This window comes from Lacinutrix sp. MedPE-SW (assembly GCF_001874145.1).
Taxonomy (GTDB): Bacteria; Bacteroidota; Bacteroidia; order Flavobacteriales; family Flavobacteriaceae; genus Lacinutrix.
The window spans coordinates 33,531-51,725 of sequence record NZ_MPCX01000006.1; the positions used below are offsets into that span (position 1 = coordinate 33,531).

Here is an 18,195-nt window from a genome sequence, read left to right on the forward strand (position 1 = left end):
ACTTTTAGAAGTTTGGACTTAGGTTATATTCTTTGTAGAAAGCGTCTAAAATAGTTACTACTTCTTCTTCTGTATCTACAAGGTGAATTAAATCTAAATCTCCAGGACTTACGTTAGTAAATTTATCTAAAACAGTTTCTTTAACCCAATCAATTAATCCAGACCAAAAGTCTGTACCAACAAGTATTATTGGGAATTTTTCAATTTTGTTTGTTTGTATAAGTGTAATGGCTTCAAAAAGCTCGTCTAGTGTACCAAAACCACCTGGCATAACAACAAAACCTTGAGAGTATTTTACAAACATTACTTTACGAACAAAGAAATAATCGAAATCCAGACTTTTATCATTATCTATATATGGATTATCATGTTGCTCGAAAGGTAATTCTATGTTTAATCCAACAGATGTTCCTCCTGCTAAATGTGCACCTTTGTTACCTGCTTCCATAATACCTGGTCCACCACCAGTAATTACACCATAACCTGCTTCGCAAATACGTTTTGCTACATTTTCAGCTAGTTTATAATATTTATGATCTGGTTTTGTTCTTGCAGAACCAAAAATTGAAACACAAGGTCCAATTTGGCTCATTTTTTCAAACCCGTTAACAAACTCTCCCATGATTTTGAAGATTGCCCAAGAATCGTTTGTTTTATTTTCATTCCAACCTTTGTGATGTTGTTCTTTTCTCATGTATATAATGTTATTTACTTTCTATTTTTGAAAGATGTAATTAGTATTTATCTATTAATAATAGGTTGCATAATTTTCAGCATCACAAATTTAACAGAAATAGTGACTTTAAGCTTAAAATATTGAAATAAAAAACGGCAACCATTTAGGTTGCCGTTTTAAATATGTTTAAACTAAATTCTTATAGTGGTTTTCTACCTGAAATTATGTTATAAAGAATTACTATAACTGCGATTACTAATAAAATGTGAATTAAACTATTACCATCTAATCCTGGCATTACGCCTAAAAAGCCTAAAAGCCACATTATAATACAAATTACGGCTACAAGCCAAAGTATACTTCTCATAATTTTTTGATTTTTATGGTTAACTATTTTAAATATACAAAATATTAAAACGCCTTACTGTTAACAAAGTAATAAAGACACAATGGTTTGTTATTTAATTAAGCTCTTTTTTTAAAAATCTTGCAGTATAACTTTTTTTATGTTTAGCTACTTTTTCTGGAGTACCTTCAACAATTATTTGTCCGCCACCTTGACCACCTTCGTAACCAACATCTATAATATGGTCTACGGTTTTAATTACATCAAGATTATGCTCGATTATTAAAACGGTATTACCTTTATCTGCCAGTTTGTTTAGTACTAGCATAAGTACTCTAATGTCTTCAAAATGCAGTCCGGTAGTTGGTTCATCTAAAATATAAAACGTATTTCCAGTATCTCTTTTACTTAACTCTGTGGCTAATTTAATGCGTTGAGCTTCTCCACCAGAAAGCGTTGTGCTCTGTTGGCCTAAAGTAATATAGCCTAAACCAACATCTTTTATGGTTTTAAGTTTTTTATGAATTTTTGGTATGTTTTCAAAAAAGTCAACGCCTTCATTAATTGTCATGTTTAAAACATCGCTAATACTTTTACCTTTGTATCTAATTTCTAAGGTTTCACGGTTAAAACGTTTACCTTGGCATGTTTCACATTCTACATAAACATCTGGAAGGAAATTCATTTCTATAACACGTAAACCGCCACCTTTACAAGTTTCACAACGACCGCCTTTAACGTTAAAGCTAAATCTTCCAGGTTTGTAACCACGTATCATGGCTTCTGGTATTTTAGCAAATAAACTTCTTATTTCACTAAAAGTACCTGTATATGTTGCAGGATTACTTCTAGGAGTTCTACCTATTGGAGATTGGTTTATATCTATAACTTTATCGCAATGCTCTAAACCTTTAATACTTTTGTATGGCATGGGTTTTTTTACACCGTTATAATAGTAGGCGTTAAGAATAGGGTATAAAGTTTCGTTAATAAGTGTAGATTTTCCGCTGCCAGAAACGCCAGTAACTCCAATCATTTTTCCTAAAGGAAATTTAACCGAAACATTTTTTAAATTATTTCCGGTACAGCCTTTAAGTTCTATAAACTTACCATTGCCTTCACGACGTTTTTTAGGAACTTCAATTTCTTTTTTACCATTTAGGTATGCAGCAGTAAGTGTGTTTTCTTTTAATAATTGCTTTGGTGTGCCTTCGCTTATAATTTCTCCTCCATGTTTTCCTGCTCTTGGTCCAATGTCTATAACATGATCTGCTCTTTCAATCATATCTTTATCATGCTCAACAACAATTACCGAGTTTCCAATATCACGAAGTGAAACTAATGAGTTTATTAGTTTTTCGTTATCACGCTGGTGTAAACCAATACTTGGTTCATCTAAAATATATAAAACACCAACCAGTTGCGAACCAATTTGTGTTGCTAATCGAATACGTTGTGCTTCGCCACCAGAAAGTGATTTAGAGCTTCGGTTTAAGGATAGGTAATTTAGACCGACATCTAGTAAAAACTGAAGTCTGGCTTTTATTTCTTTAATTATTTCTTCAGCAATTTTAATTTGCTTATCGCTAAGATGTTTTTCTAAATCTTGAAACCATTCAGCTAAATCAACAATATCTTTATTGGCTAATTCTGCAATGTTTTTTTCGGCTACTTTAAAATAAAGAGATTCTTTTCTAAGTCTTGAGCCTTCGCAAACGGGACATTTAATCTTGTCCATATAATCTTTTGCCCAACGTTTTAAAGATCGAGATTCTGCCGTTTTGTATTGGTTTTCTATAAAATTTGCAACACCTTCAAAATCTATATTATAATCTCTGGTTATACCTAGCGTTTTACTTTCAACAGAAAACTTATCATTACCACCGTATAAAATAATTTGTTTTGCTTCGTTTGGTATGTCTTTATAAGGATCTGTTAATTTAAAATTAAACCGCTCTGCAATAAGTTGTAGTTGCTTAAAAATCCAGCTTTTCTTTTCTGGACCGTGTGGTGCTAATGCGCCGTTTTTAATAGAAAGCGTATTGTCTGGAACAATTTTTCTTTCATTTACTTGATATAAATTACCAATTCCGTTACAATTTGGGCAAGCACCTTTTGGCGAGTTAAATGAAAAATTATTTGGCTCTGGATTTGGATATGATATTCCCGAACTTGGGCACATTAAATTTCTACTAAAATAACGAGCTTCTTGCGTATCTTGATCTATAACCATTAAAACATCGTCACCATGATACATGGCTGTGTTTATAGTTTCATCTAATCGTTTATCATTTGCAATATTATCATCAACTTTAAGTCTATCAATAACAATTTCTATATCGTGGTTTTTATAACGATCTAGCTTCATGCCTTTAACTAAATCTTTAATTTCACCATCGGTTCTAACTTTTACAAAACCTTGTTTTGCAATTTGCTCGAACAATTCACGATAATGTCCTTTTCTAGAACGTATAACAGGAGAAAGTATGTTAATTCTTTTTCCTTTATAACTTTCTATAATTAACTTTTTTATTTGCTCGTCGCTATAGCTTACCATTTTCTCACCAGTATTATAACTGTACGCATCACTAGCACGAGCATAAAGTAAACGTAAAAAGTCGTAAATTTCTGTAATAGTGCCAACAGTAGATCTTGGTGATTTACTGGTTGTTTTTTGTTCTATAGCAATTACAGGAGATAAGCCATCAATTTTATCAACATCTGGACGTTCTAAACCACCTAAAAATTGTCTTGCATATGCAGAGAAAGTTTCAATGTAACGCCGTTGTCCTTCAGCATAAATAGTATCAAACGCCAGAGAAGATTTTCCGCTACCAGATAAACCAGTAATAACAACCAGTTTTTCTCTTGGTATGGTAACATCTATATTTTTTAAATTGTGAACTCTGGCACCTTGTACCTCAATGTTTTCTTCGTAATTGGTCATAAATTATTGTCCTTCCTTTTTACATTAAGAAAAGGTGTAAAGATACGGGTTTTTGTTGTAATAATATTGTGAGTTTAGTTTATAGAAATAGTGATGATACTTAATGTTTTAAGCGCGCTAATTAAGCTTTAAGTTTAGCTATTTCTTTAGCTTCTAATGCTTTTTCATAATTAATTTCTGCCGACTTTAAAAAGCCAAAAAACTTTGTACCGTCTTTTCTTTCTACGGTAATAATTGTTTCGCCATTTTTATTTTTAGCAACATTAGTTACTGTAACAATAGCATCTTTTACACTATTGTAGCTTGCAACTGCACCACGTTTAACTAAAATATTTGGTCTTGGAAAATTAATATGCTTGTAAGTTTCACCGGTATTTTCATTTACAATATAGTGATCACCAACTTCTGGCATATTTTGTAAAATTAAATTTGAGTTTTTTGCGCTTAAAGATAAGCTTAAAACTATAAAACAGATGGTTGTAAGTAATTTCATGATAATTTGTTTTTATTTTAAAAATACTATAGAAAAATAGAATTATCAAGTGCTTTTAGAAATTGTTAACAAACAAATTTTAAATTTTTATTCAATAAAATAAATGATACATTTAGCTTGTAAAAATAATTTTGAAAAATAATTAAAATGAAAATATTAGGAATAGGTTCAAGGATAAATCACACTGAATTAGGTAAAGGTGTTATAACAAATGTTGATAATAAACAGTATTGGGTAACTTTTATTGAAAACGGACTAGAAACTATTGATTTAGATGAAAGTATAGAGGTTATTGAAGCAGCAGAAAATGAAGTAGATACAGTTAGTTTTTTTGATGTAGAACAAAGCTTTATGCGCTTACTTAAAAAGTATAGCGATGTTAGTGAGGTTGTCCACATTGGAGATAAATGGAAAGGCGGAAAACTAATTTTAGAGCCAGGAGATACCAATTTAAAAAGCAAAGAAATAAAAATTGACGATTTTTTTCATAAAATAACAATGGTTCGTGACCGTTTGCGAGTTATGGAGCAAAAAATAAATTCAAGTAAAAATCTAGACGAACAAGAGAAAATAGATTTACAGCAATATATTACACGAAGCTACGGAAGCTTAACAACCTTTAATGTACTTTTTAAAGTGAAAGCACAGCAGTTTGTTGGGCAGAAGAGTAAATAGGAACTATAATGATTGTTTGGTTATAATATCTTCAATTTCAATGCCTAAAACCATCATTTTATGAAATGTTGGTAATTGAGCTCCGGTTTTGGTTGTTTTCCAATCGTTCCACGTTGCTTTTAAGCCGCCAATAGGTAGGATGTCTACCCACATTTGAAAACTTTTTGGTTTGTGTTCTTCATCAAGATGCCACAGGTATGAATCTCCAGGTGTTGAACCACCAGAATTATAAGTTACTAATAAGGCTTTTTCATTGTTTTCTTTTGTAACAATACTCCTTGTTGTACCATTATCAAACACTTTGTATGGTGCAACAAGCCAAAAAGAATCGTTATTAAAATAAGTGATTGCTTTTTCAATAAGTTCATTTTTGTCTTGGCTAGTAATTGGTGTTTCGTTTTTAAACACTTTACTATTAAACTTGTTGTTTAAATCTAGATTTACTTTGTAGTTTTTCCAGTAAACTTCACAAATATTTTTTGCTTTGTTCCATTTATAGTGATGACGTTTTTTAAAAGTCCACTCAATATAATCTGTTGCTTTATAAGCTTCAAAATTTAAAGCAGTTAGCATTTTATTTGCTAAAATATCTGCTTGTGGTGTATTTTCACCTTGAGGTAACTCTTCATTATATTTAAAGTAAACAAAACCATAGAGTAGTAGTGTTGGTAAGGTAAAGAACACTATAATTCCTGCAATAATTTTTAATATTCTTTTTACTGTAAGTTTTTTCTTTTTCCTCATTATATATAGATAAAAATACTTTTAAGCTAGGCTAATTTTTGTGCAAAAATACTGAAAAATATATAGTAAGTTTTAAAATCCTGCGGCAGCATCGTCACCACGAGAATCTGCGCCACCTTCAAGGGTACCATTTGGCAAAACTAATATACCATCAACAATGCCAATAACAGGTGAGCGTTCTTCATTTATGGTGTAGCCTTTTTGTTGTAAAGCTAAAATGGTGTCGTTACTAAAGCGGTTTGGTTCCATTCTAATTTCGTCTGGTAACCATTGGTGATGAAAACGTGGTGCTTCAACAGCTTCTTTCATACTCATTTTAAACTCATGCACATTTAAAATAGTTTGTAATACTGATGTTATAATTGTAGATCCGCCAGGAGTTCCAACGCTCATTAAAAGTTTACCGTCTTTTTCTACAATAGTTGGTGTCATAGAACTTAACATGCGTTTTTCTGGTAAAATGGCATTGGCTTCTGCGCCAATAAGACCATAAACATTTGGAATGCCAGGTTTACTAGAGAAATCGTCCATTTCATTATTTAAAAAGAAACCTAATTCCTGGCAATATAGTTTAGAACCGTAACCAGAATTTAAAGTTGTGGTTACAGCAATAGCATTTCCAAATTGGTCTATAATAGAGTAGTGTGTGGTTTCGTTACTTTCAACAATATCTATAGTGCCATGAGAAACTTCACTTGATGGTGTTGCTTTTTTAAATGAAAAACTTGCCATTCTGTTTTTTAAATAAGCATCACTTATTAATTTATCTTGTGGTATGTTAGTAAAATCTGGATCACCTAAATAGTAACTTCTATCGGCATAGGCACGACGTTCTGCTTCTGCTAATACTTGAATAGTTTTTACGGAGTTATGTCCAAATTTATCTAAATCAAAAGCTTCTACAGATTTTAAAACTTGTGCCATTGCCACGCCACCGCTTGATGGTGGAGACATAGAAATTATACGTAAATCATCATAATTAAAAGTAATTGGTTCTCTCCATACTGGTTTGTAATTAGCTAAATCTTCTTTGGTTATTATACCGCTATTTTCCTGAATAAATCTAGCTAGTGTTTTAGCTGTTTGTCCTTTATAAAACTCATCGCTGCCATTATTCATAATACGAGTTAAGGTTTTAGCTAAATGTGGCTGTTTTATGGTGTCGTTTTCTTTCCAAACCTTTGTAAAAAGAATAGAATCTTTATTGGTGATTTTAAAATCTTTTAATTTTTCGGCTAATCTAACTTCTTGTTTTTTTGTAACTACAAATCCTTTTTTAGCTAATTCTATTACAGGTTTAATTATGGTTGTAATTGGTAAAGAGCCAAACTTTTTATGTACTTCAAAAACACCAGCAACAGTACCTGGAACACCAACAGCCATTGCACCGCGAGTACTTAAATGCGGTATAACGTTGCCTATTGAATCTAAATACATGTTTTTTGTTGCAGCTAAAGGCGCTTTTTCTCTATAATCTATGGCACCAATTTTACCACTGTTAAGTCTATAAACCATAAAACCGCCACCACCAAGATTTCCCGCATAAGGATAAGAAACTGCTAAAGCTAAATCTGTGGCCATCATAGCATCAAAAGCGTTTCCGCCTTGCTCTAAAATTTGTTTGCCAATATTAGAAGCTTCTGTTCTAGCAGAAACAACCATAGCATTTTTAGTAATTAATCCACGTATTGGTTCTTCTTTTTTACAAGAGAAAAAGACTGTTAATACTGCTAAATAAGTTAGCGTGTTCTGTAATTTCATATTACGGTAGTAAAGTAGTTTATCGGTTTTTTATTTCTTTTAATTTTTTTGCAGAAAAGTGGATGAGTTCATCAAAAAATTGGGTAAACTCGTCTTCAAAATCATTATAGAATTCTTGTAGTTCGTTTATGGCTAAATTCATTTGCGAACGATTTTGTGTTCTACGATTCATACCATCTAAAACTTTTGCAATGCCTTCTATTGAGGCATAGCTTAAAAGCCAGTTGTCTGAAATCATATAAGGCATCATTTTTTGAATTCTAGAAGGAAGTATTTCAAAATTATCTTGTAAATTAGTGTAGAAATCTTCAATATATTCTGCTAAAGGCACATTAGAATATTGGCTCCAGTTTTTAGCCAAGAAGTGATCATATAAAATATCTACAATTACACCAGAATAATGCCCGTAATTTTTGTGAAGCCTTTTCGTGCTAACTCTAACTGTTTTATGTGCATCTGTAAAAGTATCAATCTGGCGATGTAATAAAATACCGGTTTGTATATCTTTTGGGTATTTAAGATATTTTTTACCTCGAATACCATCAGCAATAAAATTACCAATAGTTATTTGTTTATTGTTACCAGAAAGATAAATGTGCGCTAGGAAATTCATAGTTTTTCCTGCAGAGGCAGGAATAATTTAGTTAGATTATTTACAATCGTCAATTTACAAATTCATAATTTATAATTACGCTTTTGAAATAGTATATTTGTGCAATAATTAAGAAAATAATTTATGACACTAATAAAATCTATTTCAGGAATTCGAGGTACAATAGGCGGAAACGTTGGCGATAACCTTACACCAATTGATGCTGTAAAGTTTGCATCTGCTTACGGTATATGGTTAAAATCACAACGTGATAAAAAAGATTATCGTGTGGTTGTTGGGCGTGATGCAAGAATATCTGGAGAAATGATACAGAACTTAGTAATGAATACTCTGGTAGGATTAGGTATTCATGTTATAGATTTAGGTTTGTCTACTACGCCAACAGTTGAAATTGCAGTACCTATGGAACATGCCGATGGTGGTATAATTTTAACTGCAAGTCATAACCCAAAACAATGGAATGCATTAAAATTATTAAATGCAAAAGGAGAATTTTTAGATGCAGTAGAAGGTGCAAAAATTCTAGATATCGCAGAAAGCGATGCCATGGCGTTTGTAGATGTAGATAATTTAGGAAAAATAACTAAAAATCAAGCTTATATAGATTTGCATATAGATGAGGTTTTAGAACTAGAATATGTAGATAAAAGTGCTATTGAAGCAGCTAATTTTAAAGTTGTTGTAGATGGAGTTAATTCAACAGGAGGTATTGCAATACCTTTGCTTTTAGAACGTTTAGGTGTAGAAGCAGTAAAATTATATTGTGAACCTAACGGGCATTTTCCTCATAACCCAGAACCGCTTAAAGAACATTTAACAGATTTATCTGCAGAGGTGCAAAAGCATAATGCAGATTTTGGAATTGTAGTAGATCCAGATGTAGACAGATTAGCATTTATGGACGAAAACGGAGATATGTTTGGTGAAGAGTACACCTTAGTAGCTTGTGCAGATCATGTTTTAAGTAAAAATCCAGGAAATACAGTAAGTAACATGAGCTCAACTCGAGCACTAAGAGATGTTACAGAAAAACATGGCGGAACGTATGAAGCTAGTGCAGTTGGAGAAGTAAATGTAGTAGCTTTAATGAAAAAAAATAATGCTGTAATTGGTGGTGAAGGAAATGGAGGAATTATTTATCCAGCATCTCATTATGGCCGTGACGCACTGGTTGGTGTCGCTTTATTTTTAACACTTTTAGCCGAAAAGAAAATGAGTGTTAGTGCGTTACGCAAAACTTATACAAGTTATTTTATGAGTAAAAAGAAAATTGCATTAACGCCACAAATAGATGTTGATGCGATTTTAAAACAAATGGCGGTAAAATATAAAGATGAAAATTTAAACACTGTTGATGGTGTGAAAATTGATTTTGCAGACAATTGGGTACACTTACGTAAAAGTAACACCGAGCCTATTATAAGAATTTATACTGAAGCATTATCACAAGAAAAAGCAGATGAATTAGCAGATAAGATTATTGCAGAAATTAAGCAAATAGCTAATATTTAGTATTTTAGTAACACAAAGATAATTTTCATGATTACTACAAAAGCACCAAGAGAACAAAAATCTGAATTAGAGGCTTATTTTTCTCAATTTAGAAAACATATAATAGGTATAGACCAAGAGTTTGAATCGCCATATGGTAAACAAAAAATGGTTTATACAGATTGGACAGCTTCAGGTAGATTATACAGGCCAATTGAAGAGAAAATTACAAATCAGTTTGGACCTTTTGTAGCTAATACGCATACCGAAACTACAGTATCTGGTACAGCAATGACGAATGCTTACCATAAAGCAAGACATATTATTAAAGGTCATGTAAACTCTAATGCAGATGATGTTTTAATAGTAGCAGGAAACGGGATGACAAGTGTAGTAAATAAGTTTCAACGTATTTTAGGTTTAAAAATACCAGAGAATATTAGAAAATATGCTACAATTCCAGATGAGTTACGACCAGTAGTTTTTGTAACACATATGGAGCACCATTCTAACCATACATCATGGCTAGAAACTATGGCTAAAGTAGAAGTTATTCCTGCTGGAGAAGATGGTAATTTTTGTATTAAAAATTTAGAAGTGCTTTTAGAGCAATATAAAGACTGTACATTAAAAATAGCATCTGTAATAGCTGGTAGTAATGTTACAGGAATACAAACACCACACCATAAAATTGCAAAAATGATGCATAAGCACGGCGGTGTTTGTTTTGTAGATTTTGCTTGCTCTGCACCTTATGTAGATATTAATATGCATCCAGAAGATGAAGACGAAGCATTAGATGCTATATTCTTTTCTCCTCATAAGTTTTTAGGAGGACCAGGAACTTCTGGTGTTTTAGTTTTTAATAAAAAACTATATAAAAACATGATTCCAGATTGTCCAGGTGGTGGTACTGTATCATGGACAAATCCTTGGGGAGAGCACAAATATATAGATAGTATAGAAGATAGAGAAGATGGCGGAACACCTGGATTTTTACAAACTATAAAAACGGCATTAGCAATTAAGCTAAAGGACCAAATGGGTGTAAAAAACATGTTAGATCGTGAGCATGAACTATTACATTTAATATTTAAAAACCTTGGAGATATAGATAACATTAAAATTTTAGCTCCAAACCAAAAAGATAGGTTGGGTGTAGTATCCTTTTATATTGAAGATTTACATTTTAATTTAGGAGTTAAAATATTAAACGATCGCTTTGGAATTCAAACTCGTGGCGGTTGTAGTTGTGCAGGTACTTATGGGCATTATTTATTAAATGTAGACCGTGAGAAGTCTAATGCTTTAACCTGTGAAATTACTTCGGGAGATTTAACACATAAACCAGGTTGGATACGTATGTCTATTCACCCAACTACAACTTGTGATGAGATAGACTATGTTTGTGAAAGCTTAATAGCATTAGCTAAAAACCACTTAGAATGGTCTAAAGACTACGAGTATAATAAAGCAAACAACGAGTTTATACATAAAACTTTTATACCAAAGCAAGATACTCGTGTAGAAGATTGGTTTAAGCTTTAAAAACAGGAGGTTATTCATTAAAAGTATTAATGTTTATGCTTTTAATGAGTGCCTTTTTTTATAAAAACTTTTTAGGCACTTTATCGCGGTGTTTCCAGCGTTTGTGAGTCCATAAATAATATTCTGGTTCTTCTTTTACCTGTTGCTCAACATAGTTTTTAAATATGTCTGTAATTTCATAATTATCAAATGTATTTGGGTTTTCTGCAATTGTTTTAAATGTTGTTTGGTAATAACCACGTCCAACTTTTCTAACATCAAAAAACACAACTGCCATATCTAATCGCTTAGCAAGCATTTCTGCACCTGTATGTATTGGAGCCATTACTCCCATAAACTCGTTCCAATGGTGTGCCTTATCTGGTTTTGGAGATTGGTCTGCAACAAACCCAGTAATACTTAACTCACCACTAGCTTTTACATCTTTTAAAGTTTGTATAGTTTCTTTGGTGGTGATTAAATGGCTATTATAACGAGCTCTAATACGTTTTATAAGTCTATCAAAATATTTGTTTCCTAATCTTTTATATACGCCAAAACCTTTATGACTTACGTAAGTTTGTAAAATAAAAATCCACTCCCAACTTGCGTAGTGGCCGCACATAATAATAATATCTCTGTTTTCCTGTTCAAGTTTCTTTATTACTTCAACATTAGTAAAAGTGTAGCGTTTTTTCATTTCGGCTTCAGAAATAGTCATAGATTTCATAGACTCTACAATCATATCACACAAGTGGTGATAGAATTTTTTTGTGATTGTATTTATTTCTTCTGAAGACTTTTCAGGAAATACTAATTGTAGATTATTAATTACAACTTTTTTTCGGTATCCAAAAATACGATAGATAAAAAGGTATAGAAAATCGGAAAAAGCATATAAAAGCTTAAACGGAAGGATAGAAATTATCCAGAAAAACGGATAAATTAAAATATAGACTAAAAATTGCATCAATTAGTTTTAGATTTGCAATACAAAGATATGCTATATTTAAAATAAAACTAAGTAGTTAATGGACATAAATATTATAACACTTGTAATTATTGGAGCTAATGTTATTGCTTCTTTAAAAGGTTTTAACGATTTTGAGTTTTTTGAAAAATACAAGTTTAGTATTGGCGCAATTATTAGAGGAGAGAAAATTAGAATGTTAAGCTCTGGTTTCTTGCATGTTAATTTGCAACATTTAATATTTAATATGTTTTCGTTGTACTTTTTTGCACCAGTTGTTGTTGGTATGTTAGGCGATATAAATTTTGTTATAATTTATTTGGGCAGTTTATTATTGGGTAATGTTTTATCATATTATTTTCATAAAAACGAATATCATTATACGGCAGTTGGAGCAAGTGGAGCAGTTATGGGTATTATTTACTCGGCAATACTATTGCAGCCAGGTATGAGTTTGTATTTATTTTTTATTCCTATACCAATTCCTGCTTATGTTTTTGGGGTTGGCTATTTGTTATATTCTATTTATGGCATGAAAGCCCGAAATGATAATATTGGTCATGACGCTCATTTTGGTGGAGCAATTGGAGGCTATGTATTAACCTTAATTTTGGCATCGTGGTTATTTAAAACCAGTATTTTAATGATTGTTTTATTAGCGGTACCAATTATACTTTTATTTATACTAAAACGCTTAGGAAAAATATAATTTATGAGTTTTAATAACGATACTATAGTTGCATTAGCAACCGCATCTGGCGCTGGCGCAGTTGCAATAATTCGTCTTTCTGGAGAAACAGCTATAACAATTGCTAATGCCAGTTTTAAGTCTGTAAAAAATAATAAATCACTTTTAAAGCAAAAAACACATACTATACATTTAGGCCATATTGTAGATGGAGATAGAATTGTAGATGAGGTTTTGGTTTCAGTTTTTAAAAATCCAAACTCTTATACAGGAGAAAATGTAGTAGAGATTTCGTGTCATGGTTCTGTTTATATACAGCAAGAAATAATTCAATTATTTTTAAGAAATGGTTGCCGTATGGCAGATGCAGGAGAATTTACTCTAAGAGCATTTTTAAATGGAAAACTAGATTTAAGTCAGGCAGAAGCTGTTGCAGATTTAATTGCGAGTGATAATGAAGCCTCGCACCAAATAGCAATGCAGCAAATGCGTGGCGGTTTTTCTTCAGAAATTGCAAAACTTCGTGAAGAGCTTTTAAATTTTGCCAGCTTATTAGAATTGGAATTAGATTTTGCAGAAGAAGATGTTGAATTCGCAGATAGAACACAGTTTAAAGAATTAATTAACCGAATAACCTTTGTATTAAAACGTTTAATAGATTCTTTTGCAGTAGGAAACGTAATTAAAAACGGCATACCAGTTGCCATTGTAGGAGAACCAAATGTTGGAAAATCTACATTGTTAAATGCTCTTTTAAATGAAGAACGTGCCATTGTAAGCGACATTGCAGGAACCACTCGCGATACTATTGAAGATGAATTAGTAATAGAAGGAATAGGTTTCAGGTTTATAGATACTGCAGGAATTAGAGAAACTAAAGATGTAGTAGAAAGCATAGGTATTAAAAAAACTTTTGAAAAAATGGAGCAAGCGCAAGTAGTGATTTTGCTGTTTTCTGCTGAAGAGTTTCAAACTGAAAGTCAACGATTAATTTTAGAAATTGAAAAGATAAAAAATCGTTTTCCGCTTAAGCCATTAGTTATTATTGCAAATAAAATAGATACTTTAAACGCATCTGAAACCGAAGAATTAAAATCTAAAATTGATAATATTCATTTATTATCAGCTAAATCTGGAATAGGAGTAGAGGCATTAAAAGAAAAATTAATAGGTTTTGTAAACACTGGAGCGCTAAGAAATAACGAGACCATTGTAACAAATACACGTCATTACGATTCACTATTAAAAGCCTTTGAAGAAATAAATAAAGTAAAAGCAGGTTTGGAGTCTGGATTATCTGGCGACCTAATGGCTATAGATGTTAGGCAAGCTTTATATCACTTTGGAGAGATAACTGGAGCTATTACAAATGACGATTTATTAGGTAATATATTTGCAAACTTCTGTATTGGTAAGTAAAATAATAAATTTTTAAAATTTCATTTTGAGAAAATAAATACTATCTTGTTAAGCCTACTAACGCTTAACTTATGAATTTTTATATAATAATATTACTAGAGTTTACGCTGGTATCTTCAAGTATACTTCTGTTATTTAAATATAGAAATAAAATAGGTTTAGCACCATTATATTTATTTTTAGGTGCAATTCAATACTTTCAAATTCTTTTTGGAACACTATCTAGCTTTAAAGTTTTAAACAGTATAACTATTTATCCAGGTTCTGTTATAATATTTAGCGCAACCTTATTTGCAGTGCTTTTAATATATATAAAAGAAGGAGTAAAAAGTACTAGACGATTAATAATTGGAATAATTATTTCTAATATACTTTTAACAACTCTATTTAATATAACTAGTAAATTAGAATATTTGCTTCGTGGAGAAGTTTTACCAGTTTTAGTAATAAATTATAAATATTTTATAACAGGTACAATATTATTTATTTTAGATTTTATATTACTTGTTGTGTTATATCAATATTTAATAAAAAAAACAAAACGATTTTATTTCCTTTTAGTAATATTTATATCTCTTTTCACAGCATTACTTTTCGATGGACTAGCATTTAATTTAATTTTAAAAAGTAACACAGCAGACTTCTATCCATCACTAATGGGACATTTAATAGGGAAAACTATTTCTGCCTTTGTGTTTTCGTTAATTCTATTTTTATATTTAAAATATATAGATGTAGATAACTATAGAACTAATTTTATTTCTGGAAAACATAGAGATGTCTTTTCAATAATAAATTATAGAGCACGCCAAGATGATTCTAATTATGAAAAAACACTGGCAAATCAACTTGTAGATACCTTAAATAATATAACCGATGGGTTTATTTCTTTAGATAAAAAATGGTGCTATACATATTTAAATAATAAAGCCGCACAATACGTTAATAAAGATCCAGAAAACTTAATAGGTCAAAGTATTTGGAAACACTTTCCAGAAGACGAAGCGTCAATATTTTATAAATATTATAAAAAAGCTGTAAAAACTAGAGAAACACAACATTTTAAAGCCTTTTATGCACCATTAAATAAATGGTTTGAGAATAGAGTTTATCCTACCTCTACCGGACTAACTATTTATTTTACAGATATAACAAATAAAAAAGAACAAGAGGATAATAATTTAATGCTAGAATCTTTAATTGAAACTAGTGACGAATTTATTGGACTAGCAACTTTACAAGGAAAGCCTATATATTTAAATAGTAATGGAAAAAAATTAGTAGGTATTGGTAGCAATAAAGAATTACCAGAATCAATAACAAAGTTTTTTCCAAAAGCTTATCACAAAGTTATTTTAAATGAACACCTTCCAAGTATATTCACAAAAAACAAATGGAATGGTGAAGCGCAGTTTCAAAACTTTAAAACAAAAGAATTAATACCAATAGACATGTCTGGCTTTTTAATTAAAGATTCTTCTACAAAAGAGCCAATTGCAATGGGAATAGTTGCAAAAGACATATCCATTAGAAAAAAAGCGCAAATAGAGCTAGAAGATACACAAAGACGTTTAAAAGCTGCAATTAGAATAGGCAAAATTGGCTATTGGAGTTGGAACATTTTAAATAAAGAAATGTATTGGTCAGACCTTATGTACAATATTTATAATGTAGAAAAAGATGTATCGCTTAATCTCCCTTACATAATTAATATTGCACATCCAGAAGATAGAGAATATATAAAAGAAACTATTAACAATAGTATAAAAACTAAAGTAGCTAAGCCAATAGAACATAGACTATTATGGCAAGATGGTACTATTAAGTTTGTTAGGGTACACATGGAAATTATTGAAGATGACCATGGTAATGTAATAAAATTTCAAGGTACAGTAGTAGATATAACAGAGAAAAAAGAAACAGAAATAGAACTAATTAATAGAGAAATACTCTATAGAGAATTAACAACTAATGTACCTGTTGGTATTTTTAAAATGAGTATGGACGGCTCATGTAACTATGTTAATAAAAAATGGATTGAATATTCCGGTATTTCTTTTAACGAAGCAATTGGTTTTGGTTGGGTAAATGCTTTACATCCAGATGATAAAAATAGAATTATAAATAGTTGGATGGAAGCGGTATCTCTAAAAAAAGATTTTTATACAGATTTAAGGTTTGTAAAAAGTAATGGTTCAATAAAAGAAATATCTGTAAATATTGTAAAAACATACGATGCCAATAATAAATTATACGGTTACATAGGTATGTGTTTAGATATTACCAAACGCAAACAAGCCGAAGAAAAATTAATTAAAAGTGAAAAATTATTTAGAGAATTATCATCTAAAGCTCCTGTAGCCATTTTTCAAACCGATGCGAAAGGCGCTTGTAATTATGTTAATCAAGAATGGATGGACTATACAGGTTACACATTTGACGAAGCAATGGGCTATGGTTGGGTAGACGTCGTCTATCATGAAGATAAAAATAGAGTAATAAAAGACTGGAAACATGCTATAGCGACAAAATCAGAATTTATTTCAGAATTTAGATTTAGAAATAAGAAAGGTGATATTTTCTGGTCTTCTAGCAAATCTGTTAGAACCTATGATATTAATAATAATTTTAGCGGATACATTGGTATAACACTAGATATTACAAGCCAAAAAAATGCAGAAAAAATTGAAAAAGAAAATAAGCAATACCTTCTAAATATAATAAATACTATTGGAGATCCTGTATTTGTAAAAAATGAAGAAAGTAAATTAATACTTGTTAACGATGCACTTTGTTCAATTTTTAATTTAAAAAGAGAAGATATTTTAGGTAAAACTTTAGCATCAAAAGTACCATTAAAAGAAAGAAATACATTTTTAGATATAGATAAAAAAGTATTAGAAACTGGTGTAGAGAATATAAACGAAGAAACAGTAAGTATAAATAATCAAGCAGTGAGAACGCTTTCTGTGAAAAAAAACAGGTATATAGATAGTAATAATAATAAATACTTAGTTGGTGTTATAAGAGATATTACTAGCCGTAAACAAGCAGAGGTAGAATTGCAAAACCATAAAGATAATCTAGAATCTTTAGTAAAAATTAGAACTATAGAATTAGAAAAAGAAAAGGAAAAAGCCCAATCTGCAGATTTTATGAAATCAGCATTTTTGGCCACAATGTCGCATGAATTAAGAACACCAATGAATTCTATAATAGGATTTACAGGAATACTACTTAAAGAATTAGCAGGACCATTAAACCAAGAGCAAAAAAAACAGCTTTACATGGTTAAAAATAGTGCCACAAACCTATTAAACTTATTAAATGATGTCTTAGATATTTCTAAAATAGAAGCAGGTAAATTAAAAGTGTCATACTTTCCGTTTAATTATTTAGATTCTTTAGAAAAAATAATAGATTCATTATTACCACAAGCAGCTAGAAAGGGATTAAAAATAAATTCAGAAATCTCAAGTTTAGAAATTAATTTAGTAAGTGATGAAAGGCGTGTAGAACAAATTATACTAAACCTGTTATCTAATGCTATAAAGTTTTCTAGTAAGGGCGTAATTACCGTTAAAGTAAAAATAATAAATCAAATAGTTGTTACACAGGTTATAGACCAAGGTATTGGTATAGATAAAGAAAATATTAGTAAATTGTTTAAACCATTTGTACAGCTAGAATCTGGATTAAATAGAAAGCATGAAGGCACGGGATTAGGATTGTCTATATGTAAAAACTTAGTCGAAATTTTAGGAGGTACAATTCACGTAGAAAGTGAGTTAGGTAAAGGAAGTACCTTTACGTTTAAATTACCTTTAAACCATGTAACCTAAAAA

At 30.8% G+C, this 18,195-nt stretch carries 14 protein-coding genes; 6 read left to right on the plus strand and 8 right to left on the minus strand.

All coding sequences use genetic code 11. The annotated features are described in order from the left end of the window. Nucleotides 1-4: 4 nt before the first annotated feature. The 4 genes from BM549_RS07235 to BM549_RS07250 form a co-directional block, all read right to left on the minus strand. Entirely contained in the window at nucleotides 5-694 is a 690-nt protein-coding gene (locus tag BM549_RS07235) for a TIGR00730 family Rossman fold protein (protein WP_013871455.1), read from the minus strand. Nucleotides 695-875: 181 nt separating this feature from the next. Continuing rightward, nucleotides 876-1,043: a lmo0937 family membrane protein gene (locus tag BM549_RS07240; RefSeq protein WP_013871454.1), complete on the minus strand. Its 168-nt coding sequence runs from the start codon at nucleotides 1,041-1,043 to the stop codon at nucleotides 876-878. A gap of 94 nt (nucleotides 1,044-1,137) precedes the next feature. Then, the gene (uvrA, locus tag BM549_RS07245) at nucleotides 1,138-3,969 is read right to left on the minus strand and encodes an excinuclease ABC subunit UvrA (protein ID WP_290469657.1); all 2,832 of its coding nucleotides are present in this window, start codon (nucleotides 3,967-3,969) and stop codon (nucleotides 1,138-1,140) included. Between the two features lie 121 nt (nucleotides 3,970-4,090). Beyond that, nucleotides 4,091-4,462 (minus strand): hypothetical protein, encoded by a 372-nt coding sequence (locus tag BM549_RS07250; RefSeq protein WP_290469658.1) that lies wholly within the window; start codon nucleotides 4,460-4,462, stop codon nucleotides 4,091-4,093. Nucleotides 4,463-4,609: 147 nt separating this feature from the next. On the opposite strand from BM549_RS07250, the gene BM549_RS07255 reads away from it, so the two are divergent. Next, a complete protein-coding gene (locus tag BM549_RS07255) occupies nucleotides 4,610-5,137 on the plus strand; it encodes a hypothetical protein (protein WP_290469659.1) in 528 nt (175 codons plus the stop codon). Between the two features lie 3 nt (nucleotides 5,138-5,140). Here BM549_RS07255 and BM549_RS07260 read toward each other — a convergent pair whose 3' ends face one another. The 3 genes from BM549_RS07260 to BM549_RS07270 form a co-directional block, all read right to left on the minus strand. After that, complete coding sequence (locus BM549_RS07260) at nucleotides 5,141-5,881, minus strand: hypothetical protein (protein ID WP_290469660.1); 741 nt, start codon at nucleotides 5,879-5,881, stop codon at nucleotides 5,141-5,143. Nucleotides 5,882-5,953: 72 nt separating this feature from the next. Further along, nucleotides 5,954-7,642, minus strand: a complete 1,689-nt coding sequence (ggt, locus tag BM549_RS07265) for a gamma-glutamyltransferase (protein ID WP_290469661.1) — start codon at nucleotides 7,640-7,642, stop codon at nucleotides 5,954-5,956. A 19-nt stretch (nucleotides 7,643-7,661) separates the two neighbouring features. Continuing rightward, nucleotides 7,662-8,255, minus strand: a complete 594-nt coding sequence (locus tag BM549_RS07270; RefSeq protein WP_290469662.1) for an acyl carrier protein phosphodiesterase — start codon at nucleotides 8,253-8,255, stop codon at nucleotides 7,662-7,664. A gap of 123 nt (nucleotides 8,256-8,378) precedes the next feature. Here BM549_RS07270 and glmM point away from each other — a divergent pair, with 123 nt between their 5' ends. Next, on the plus strand, nucleotides 8,379-9,767 hold the full coding sequence (gene glmM / locus BM549_RS07275; protein WP_290469663.1) for a phosphoglucosamine mutase: 1,389 nt from the start codon (nucleotides 8,379-8,381) through the stop codon (nucleotides 9,765-9,767). A 27-nt stretch (nucleotides 9,768-9,794) separates the two neighbouring features. Next, complete coding sequence (locus tag BM549_RS07280) at nucleotides 9,795-11,294, plus strand: aminotransferase class V-fold PLP-dependent enzyme (protein ID WP_290469664.1); 1,500 nt, start codon at nucleotides 9,795-9,797, stop codon at nucleotides 11,292-11,294. Nucleotides 11,295-11,352: 58 nt separating this feature from the next. Here BM549_RS07280 and BM549_RS07285 read toward each other — a convergent pair whose 3' ends face one another. Then, the gene (locus BM549_RS07285) at nucleotides 11,353-12,243 is read right to left on the minus strand and encodes a lysophospholipid acyltransferase family protein (RefSeq protein ID WP_290469665.1); all 891 of its coding nucleotides are present in this window, start codon (nucleotides 12,241-12,243) and stop codon (nucleotides 11,353-11,355) included. Nucleotides 12,244-12,304: 61 nt separating this feature from the next. On the opposite strand from BM549_RS07285, the gene BM549_RS07290 reads away from it, so the two are divergent. The 3 genes from BM549_RS07290 (at nucleotide 12,305) to BM549_RS07300 (ending at nucleotide 18,192) form a co-directional block, all read left to right on the plus strand. After that, complete coding sequence (locus tag BM549_RS07290) at nucleotides 12,305-12,952, plus strand: rhomboid family intramembrane serine protease (RefSeq protein WP_013871444.1); 648 nt, start codon at nucleotides 12,305-12,307, stop codon at nucleotides 12,950-12,952. A gap of 3 nt (nucleotides 12,953-12,955) precedes the next feature. Further along, the gene (gene mnmE / locus BM549_RS07295) at nucleotides 12,956-14,350 is read left to right on the plus strand and encodes a tRNA uridine-5-carboxymethylaminomethyl(34) synthesis GTPase MnmE (protein WP_290469666.1); all 1,395 of its coding nucleotides are present in this window, start codon (nucleotides 12,956-12,958) and stop codon (nucleotides 14,348-14,350) included. A 71-nt stretch (nucleotides 14,351-14,421) separates the two neighbouring features. Further along, nucleotides 14,422-18,192 carry a PAS domain S-box protein gene (locus BM549_RS07300; protein ID WP_290469667.1) on the plus strand — a complete coding sequence of 1,257 codons (3,771 nt, stop codon included), beginning with the start codon at nucleotides 14,422-14,424 and terminating at the stop codon, nucleotides 18,190-18,192. Nucleotides 18,193-18,195: the final 3 nt, after the last annotated feature.